Raw genomic sequence first — 7,032 nt, 5'->3', positions numbered from 1 at the left:
TCCCGTCGGACGCAAAATATCAAATGAAGAAATTGCCCGGGTCAACCTTAAGCCCGAAAGATTTCATGGAGAATGGAATTATACAATTTACCCGAGCCTCAATAATAACTTGTAAAGCTTATTTATTTACAGCTACTTAGAGATGAAGAATATCTTCGGCTCAAGATCTTGACCTGCATGCTGCCTGAGATTTGATCCAAAATGGATCAAAATCGCTCACTCATTAGGGAGAAGAGCCACTTTTATATTATGGGGACGATCAAATCCGTCTTAATTCGCGCAAATTCGTTTTGAATCCGTTTTTTCGCCAAGCATCTAAGCCATTTCGCAATAACCACGTTGGGAACAATATCAGAACAATCTGCGTGAATCTGAGTCTAATTAGAGTCCGTTAATAAATTCATCGAATAACGATATCAGAGGCGATAAAGGGATAATTTATACGAGGATTTGTTCGGGGTAATTATCACCGGTTGCCAAGGGCTGGTAGTATTTGTAACTCAATAACGTTTTTTGACAGGTACAGACACACCTATCCCATGGAAGACGATTTTTATCGCTTTTGTATTACGCGTTTGAACAAATCGCGTCTAAATACCAGGCGGCTATGACCCGTAAATTATAGGCCAGAACGCTCCACAGCACTTTGGCATCGTAATGCGGCTTGGTCTTCCACTCACAACGAAAGATCTCAAACCGCCGTTTCCAATTGGAAATCACGGCTTCTATGCCGCTGCGCCATTTTTTCAGCCTCGTCTCCATCGATTTGCTGCTGGCGATGTTTTCCAAAGACCCGACGATTTTATTGAACACGATGTTGCGAATGCCCATCGCCAGCCCGATCTGTACATTTTTCAAGCTGGCGTATCCTCCGTCAGTCGAAACGGATTGCGGGGTGCGGTTATATACGCGCCGGATGCGCTTCAGTGAATCCTCAAACAAGGTCGAATCCTTGGGGTTGCCGTCGGCAATAATACAATCCAAAATCAAATTGCTTTTGCCGACCGACAGATTGATCTTGTGACCGAATTGCACCTCCCGTTGGCCCTTGACGATGATGTCCGTATGCTGTTCGTAAATGGAGAACAGTTTCTCATGGTTGGGTACTGTTTCGTTGAGAATCTCGCGGCGGTAGCTTTGAGAATACACCGTATCCATCACCGGCAAAAACGCCCGAAGTTTTTGCCCGATAGCGTTAACCATTATATCCGATGTGTCGGAAGCTTCAATGCTTTGGCAGATTTCCGCAGCCTGTGCTATGATCCGTCGAAACAGTCCGAGTTGCTTCCCAAACAGCAATTGCCGCCGATTCGGCGATTTATCGAGGTTGATCTTGTAATATTGTTTCTTGGCCTGTTTTCGATAACACCTGATATTCAAGCACCAGTCGTGCTTTCTCAATTGGAATATCAATCGGTAGAACTCTTTGAAGCAGTCCCACACCAGCGCATTATTTGTAGGATAATGGATGGGCGTCTCCATTACGGTGCTGTCTATCCGCACTTTTTGGACATTCTCCATCCCTTCGCTTATCATCAAGCTGTTTATGGCATAGATAAGCCGTTCAATTGTTTCCGGCCGGATACGGGAAATATAGTTGTGGAGCATCACAAATGAAAATGGCCGGCGACCGTTCAGCTTGACAAAAGCGCGGCAAACAGTAGAATCATACAGTGCTGCCTCCAGTTTACGGTAGTCGATCCGCTTCGTCTCTTTATAGATTGCCGCCCGGACGATCTGTTCGATGGAGGGAGTATCTTTGCGGCCGAATCTGCTTCTAAAACCCTTGTCATTGCTGATCCCCAAAATATCTTGTTCGACCAATTTCAATAATTCGGGATGGGTATCCAAGATGCTATCCATCACTGCCAATTCTGGATAGTGTGCCCAAAGGGGATTTTCGAATCTAAGGCAGAGATCGGCGAATAGTTTCATGGTATATTACTCCTTAATTGTTCAGGCAATTATACCATATTCGGGCCGGTCAATGCATCAATAAAATGAATATGTGCCGCTTCGTATTTCTTTGTATGGCAAAGTGTTATAATTTATTAACGGACTCTAATTAGCCTTTTATCTTCTCCTCCAGCTCGGCCACCCTCTGCTCCAGTTCCTTGATCGCTTTCAGCTTCTCCGGCAGCATGTCGACAGCGGCGGCGATCCGCTTGACCTTCATGTGGGGCCGGGCCGGGTTGCCGTAGAGCATGGTCTTGGAGGGCGCGGATTTGGTCACCCCGGACTGGGCCAGGCAGATCACGTCGTCGCCGATCTCCAGATGCCCTATTACTCCCACCTGCCCGCCCATTATCAGCCGGTCGCCAATGATGGTGGAGCCGGCGATGCCGCTTAAGGCCGCAATGGCTCCGTCTTCACCTATTTCCACGTTGTGGGCGATGTGGACCAAATTATCTAACTTGGTTCCCCGCTTGATGCGGGTGGGTCCTAAGGCCCCCCGGTCAATTGTGGAGTTGGCCCCGATCTCCACCTCATCTTCTAAAATGACAATTCCGGTCTGGGGGATCTTGACGTATTTTGCGCCCTCCCTGGCGTATCCGAAACCGTCCGAACCCACCACCGCCCCGCAGTGAATGATGACCCCGTTACCCAAAATACATTCCTCCCGGACCGAAGCATTGGGATAGATCAGGCCATCGCTTCCTATTTTAACCCGGGCGCCGATGAAACTTGGCCCCATCACCACCGTACGGGGGCCGATCTCCGTCCCGGCTTCTATCACCGCATAAGGCCCGATCGAAGCGGTGGGATCGATCCTGGCACTGGGAGAAACCACCGCGGCCGGATGGATGCCAGGTTTTGGTTTGGGATTTGATTCCCGGTAAAAAAGCTGGGCGGCCTTGGCAAATCCCAGGTAGGGATCGTGGCATTCGATCAGGGTTTTATCCTTGACCTCCGTGCCCGGAGTAACTATGATGCAGGAAGCCTGGGTGCCGGAAAGGGAAGAGGCATATTTGGGATTGGATAAAAAACTCAAAAAACCGGGCCGGGCCTCCTTTAAGCCGGACAGCCCTTTAATATCCAGGTCAGGGCCGGCCAGCCGGCCCTGGCACAGGGCTGCGATCTCGCTGGCCTTGATGCTTCTCATTTTCCGCCGGCCTTCTGGGCCAGCCGGGCGATCAGGTTCTCGCAGGCCCCGGAAAGTTCGGTTTGCCCGGCCGCCACTTCGTTCTCTTCGGCCAGCATCATGCCGGTGTCCACGTTGAACAGCCGGAGTTTCAAAGTGATCTGCCCGTTGGCCGGATTATAATAGACGCCTCCGTTAATGGCGAACTGGGCGGTCAAAATTTTGGCCAGTTCCAGGCCCCTGATGTCGCTGACCTCCTTGTCCTCCAGCCCCTTGTCCTTGACCAGGTCCTTGACTAACTTTTGGGCCAGGGGCTTGAATGTTTCGGAACGGCTTAAAGAACTGAAAAGGTATCCGAAAGCCAGCTTGCCTAATTTTTTGCGCGCCGCCTCGGCGTCGGCGTCCCAGACCGGAAAAAGCGCCAGCGAAGCCTGATACTGGACCACGATTCCCTCCGACTTGGCCAACTCCTCCAAAACTTGGTCGGTCAGGTCCAGGTCCTTGTCGGCATAAACCACCATGCCGGAGGACGAGTCCAGCACCAGCAGGAGGTTGTTGTCCATGGCCACTTTCTTGATGATGGCCCCGATCTTCTCCGCCATCGGCTTGGAAAGCTCCTTGTTCTTGGCGTCCAGCTTGCCTAAAGGATCGTAGACCTGGTGGATCAGGTTCTCCGCTTCCTTCTTTTTGGCCTTGATCTCTTCCTGCTTATGCTTGCGCCGCTCGCTGCTGATCACCAGGTTCTGGGCCTCCAGATCCTTTTCCAGGGAATCGATCTCGGCCCGCTTGAGTTCTATCTCCTTGTTCCACACCTCCAACGCCCGGTTGACCTGCAGTTTGATGTCCCCGGCGCCCTTATAGCTCTCAAATATTTTTTTGGAATCCACGTAGCCCGTTTTTTGGGCCAAGACGGCCGTAGTTGCGCCCAGCACAAGCAGCCCAGCCCAGACAAAAGCCCGCCTGACAATTTTCATTTTCGCTCCTTTACTAAAATCAAAAACATAAAGCCTATGGCTGAAAGCTATAAGCTTTTAGTTAAGTTGATCAGAACGTGGTCCCGATCTGGAAATGGAATTCCCAGTGGTCCTGCAGGCCCAGCAGTTTTCGGTCGAAGCCGTAGGCCCAGTCAAAGCCCAAAATGCCGATCATCGGTATCTCCATCCGGACCCCGGCCCCCAGGCCCTTGTAAGCTTTAACCCTGGCGTCCTTGGCGCTGAGCCAGCAGTTTCCGACGTCAAGGAACAGCATGGCGTAGATGCTGGAATTTATTCCGTAGCGCAGTTCCAGGTTGGAGACCAGCATGCTCCGCCCCCCGTATGAGCTTCTGATGGAGCGGTCGGGATAGCCCCGGATGCCGTCCTCGCCGGCCCCGCCCACAAAGAAGCGCTCGCTGATGGGCACGGTATTGGGATTGGAATATCCGTCCACCATTCCAGCCCTGGCCCGGCCCATGGCCGCCAGCTTCCAGAACAGGGGGTGGTAATAGCGGTACTCGGCCAGGTATTTCTGGTAATCAACCTGGCCCTGCAGGATCCCGCCGCAGAACTTGGTATTGAGCATGGTTCTGCTCCCTTTGGTGGCATTGAAAGGCCGGTCCCGGCTGTCCCTCACTAAGCTGAGGCCGGTGCTGGAGGATATCCGGGGCCAGGTCTGGCCGGTCAGCCCGGCCGAAGCAGTGGATGACATATTGTAAATATCCAGCCGCTCCAGATTATACTGCCAGTATCCCCGGGTGTAATCCAGCCAGGGAATGGGCCGTCCCAATCTGACTCCGCCGCCGATCCTTTCCTCGTCATAAGTGGCGTAGGAATAGGTGGTGCGGTACAGGTCGATGCCGGCCGAGGTCGGGGTATCGAACAGCCAGGGCTCGGTAAAGCCCAGGTCCAGGTTGAACTTCTTGGAGCTGAACTCCGTCTTGAAATTTATCTCCTGGCCCCGGCCGAACAGGTTGGGCATGCCGATCTGGACGAAGCCGGCCAGCCCGTCGGTGGCCCCGTAGGTGGTGCCCACCTGGAACTGTCCCACCTGCTTTTCCTTGACGGTGAATATCAGGTCGATGTTCCCGCTAGTGTCGGCCGGCTGGGAGCCGATCTGAACGTCCTCAAAAAATCCCAGGGCAAATACTTCGCGCTGGCTGCGGATCACCAGGGAGCGCCGGAACAGGTCGCCGGGCAGCATTTTCAGCTGGCGGCGGATCACCTTGTCCCGGGTCTTGGTGTTGCCGGCGATGATCACCTGCCGGACATGGGCTGGGTTGTTCTCCAGAATGCTGTATTTCATGTCGGCCACCGAGCCGTCAATGCCAAGAATAATCGAGTTGTGCAGGCTAGGTTCCGGGATCACCCGGCAGTAGATGAAGCCTTCCTCGGTGTAAATGGTGTAAAGATTCTCCAGGGTTTTGTCGGCCTGGTCGGCGCTGAAGATCTGGCCCGGCTTCAGAACCAAAGCTCTCTTAAGTTTAGCGGTGGCTATTTTCTCGTTGCCGTCAAAGGTCAACTGCCCCACCCGGTATTTTGTCCCCTCGCTTAGGTTGATAAAGGCGGTCACCCTGTCCCTCCGGTCGTTGTAGCTGACGCTGTCCAGCGCGGCTTTGGCCTCGATGAACCCGTAGTTCTGGCAGTAGCGTTCGACCCGGGCCAGATCCTCGGCCAAAGTGTCCTGGCTGTAAGCTCCTTTGCGGTACCAGGGAACCGCCTTCCACCACAGGGTAAACCCGCGGGGCTTGGTGGTCATGGCATTGATGATGTCCCGGCTCTTAAGGCTGGGGTTGCCGGTAAAGACGATCCTTTTCACCCGCACCTTGCGGCCTTCGTCGATGACATAGCGCAGGGCGTATTTGCTGCCGGACTCGATCAGGGTGTCGCGCACCGTCGCGTCGGAGTAGCCCTTTTCCAGGTATAGGCTGCGGATCAAGGCGGCGTTCTGGCTGATTATCTTTTTATCAAGCATGGACCCGGACCTGACCGTCAGGGTGTCTTCCAGATCCTGGGCACTGATCTTTTCGTTGCCCAGGAATTCCACCCGCTCCACCAACGGCTTTTCCGCCACCACGAAGACCAGGTCGCTGCCCATCCCGGTGCTGTCGGTGTGGAGCTTGACGTCCTTGAAATAACCCAGGGCATAAACCTTGCGCAGGGCCGAGGAGAGTCCGTCGGTGTCCACGCTGTCCCCCACCGCCAGTTGGGAGGCGTTGATGATGGTAGCCTCGTCAACGTTCTGGTTGCCCTCAACCTTAAGTCCGGTGATGGTCAGGGCCAGGGCCGGGGATACCGCAGACACCGTTAATAAAAAAATGGTCAAGCAGGCTGTCCGGAATAATTTTTGGTTCATAGATCATCCTGATAAGTTTGTTTTCCCGGCCGGAAAAAGATCCCGTCCGGATTGAAGGCAGAATATTATTTAGTTGATGCTGTAAACGCCTCTGTTACCCGCGCTTGCGCGCCAAAGCGCTTCAGCCTGCCTGCGCGTAGCCGCCTGCTTGCGCGAAGCTTCAGCGTAGGCAAGCTTCGGCATAGGCAGGCGCGCAGACGCAGGCGCGAAAAACGCTAAATGTACGAAAAAATATTATTGGCAAAACAATTGATATCCTTGGTGCTACAAAGACTATGCCAGAAACTTATTTTAGTGTAATTCGCGTGTTTAGCGGGCGGCTTAAGTAAAACTGATTATAACATCCGCTTTGCCAATAGTCAATGCGAAAAAAGGACCAGGGTGTGCGACAAATATATGGGTGGACTTGACAAAAGGATTGTAGTTGTGCTATAATCTGATTATATAACAAGTAATCAGATTATAAGGAGGTTCATATGCTACCTAAAATCCCGTAAAATTATAACTATGTTCGATGCCCCGGACAGCAAAATCTGACGCCTGCTCGAAAATGATCAGTAATATCGGGCTTTGCGGGCTGCAACCAGAATGAAATATTTAAAAAAAGTACTTGACTTTCG

General features: G+C 52.6%; 4 protein-coding genes. All 4 read right to left on the bottom strand.

Annotated features, from left to right (window positions below; translation table 11 throughout):
- Positions 1-567: 567 nt before the first annotated feature.
- On the bottom strand, positions 568-1,935 hold the full coding sequence (locus tag HY768_02100; protein MBI4726012.1) for an ISNCY family transposase: 1,368 nt from the start codon (positions 1,933-1,935) through the stop codon (positions 568-570).
- Between the two features lie 130 nt (positions 1,936-2,065).
- Entirely contained in the window at positions 2,066-3,103 is a 1,038-nt protein-coding gene (gene lpxD / locus HY768_02095) for a UDP-3-O-(3-hydroxymyristoyl)glucosamine N-acyltransferase (protein ID MBI4726011.1), read from the bottom strand.
- A complete protein-coding gene (locus tag HY768_02090) occupies positions 3,100-4,056 on the bottom strand; it encodes an OmpH family outer membrane protein (GenBank protein ID MBI4726010.1) in 957 nt (318 codons plus the stop codon). The genes lpxD and HY768_02090 overlap by 4 nt, the downstream gene beginning before the upstream one ends.
- Before the next feature lie 70 nt (positions 4,057-4,126).
- Complete coding sequence (gene bamA / locus HY768_02085; protein MBI4726009.1) at positions 4,127-6,412, bottom strand: outer membrane protein assembly factor BamA; 2,286 nt, start codon at positions 6,410-6,412, stop codon at positions 4,127-4,129.
- Between the last annotated feature and the right edge of the window lie 620 nt (positions 6,413-7,032).

This window comes from candidate division TA06 bacterium, from assembly GCA_016208585.1.
Classification (GTDB): domain Bacteria; phylum Edwardsbacteria; class AC1; order AC1; family EtOH8; genus UBA5202.
The sequence above is the reverse complement of the archived record's forward strand: the minus strand, read 5'-3'. Positions and strand labels throughout refer to the sequence as shown.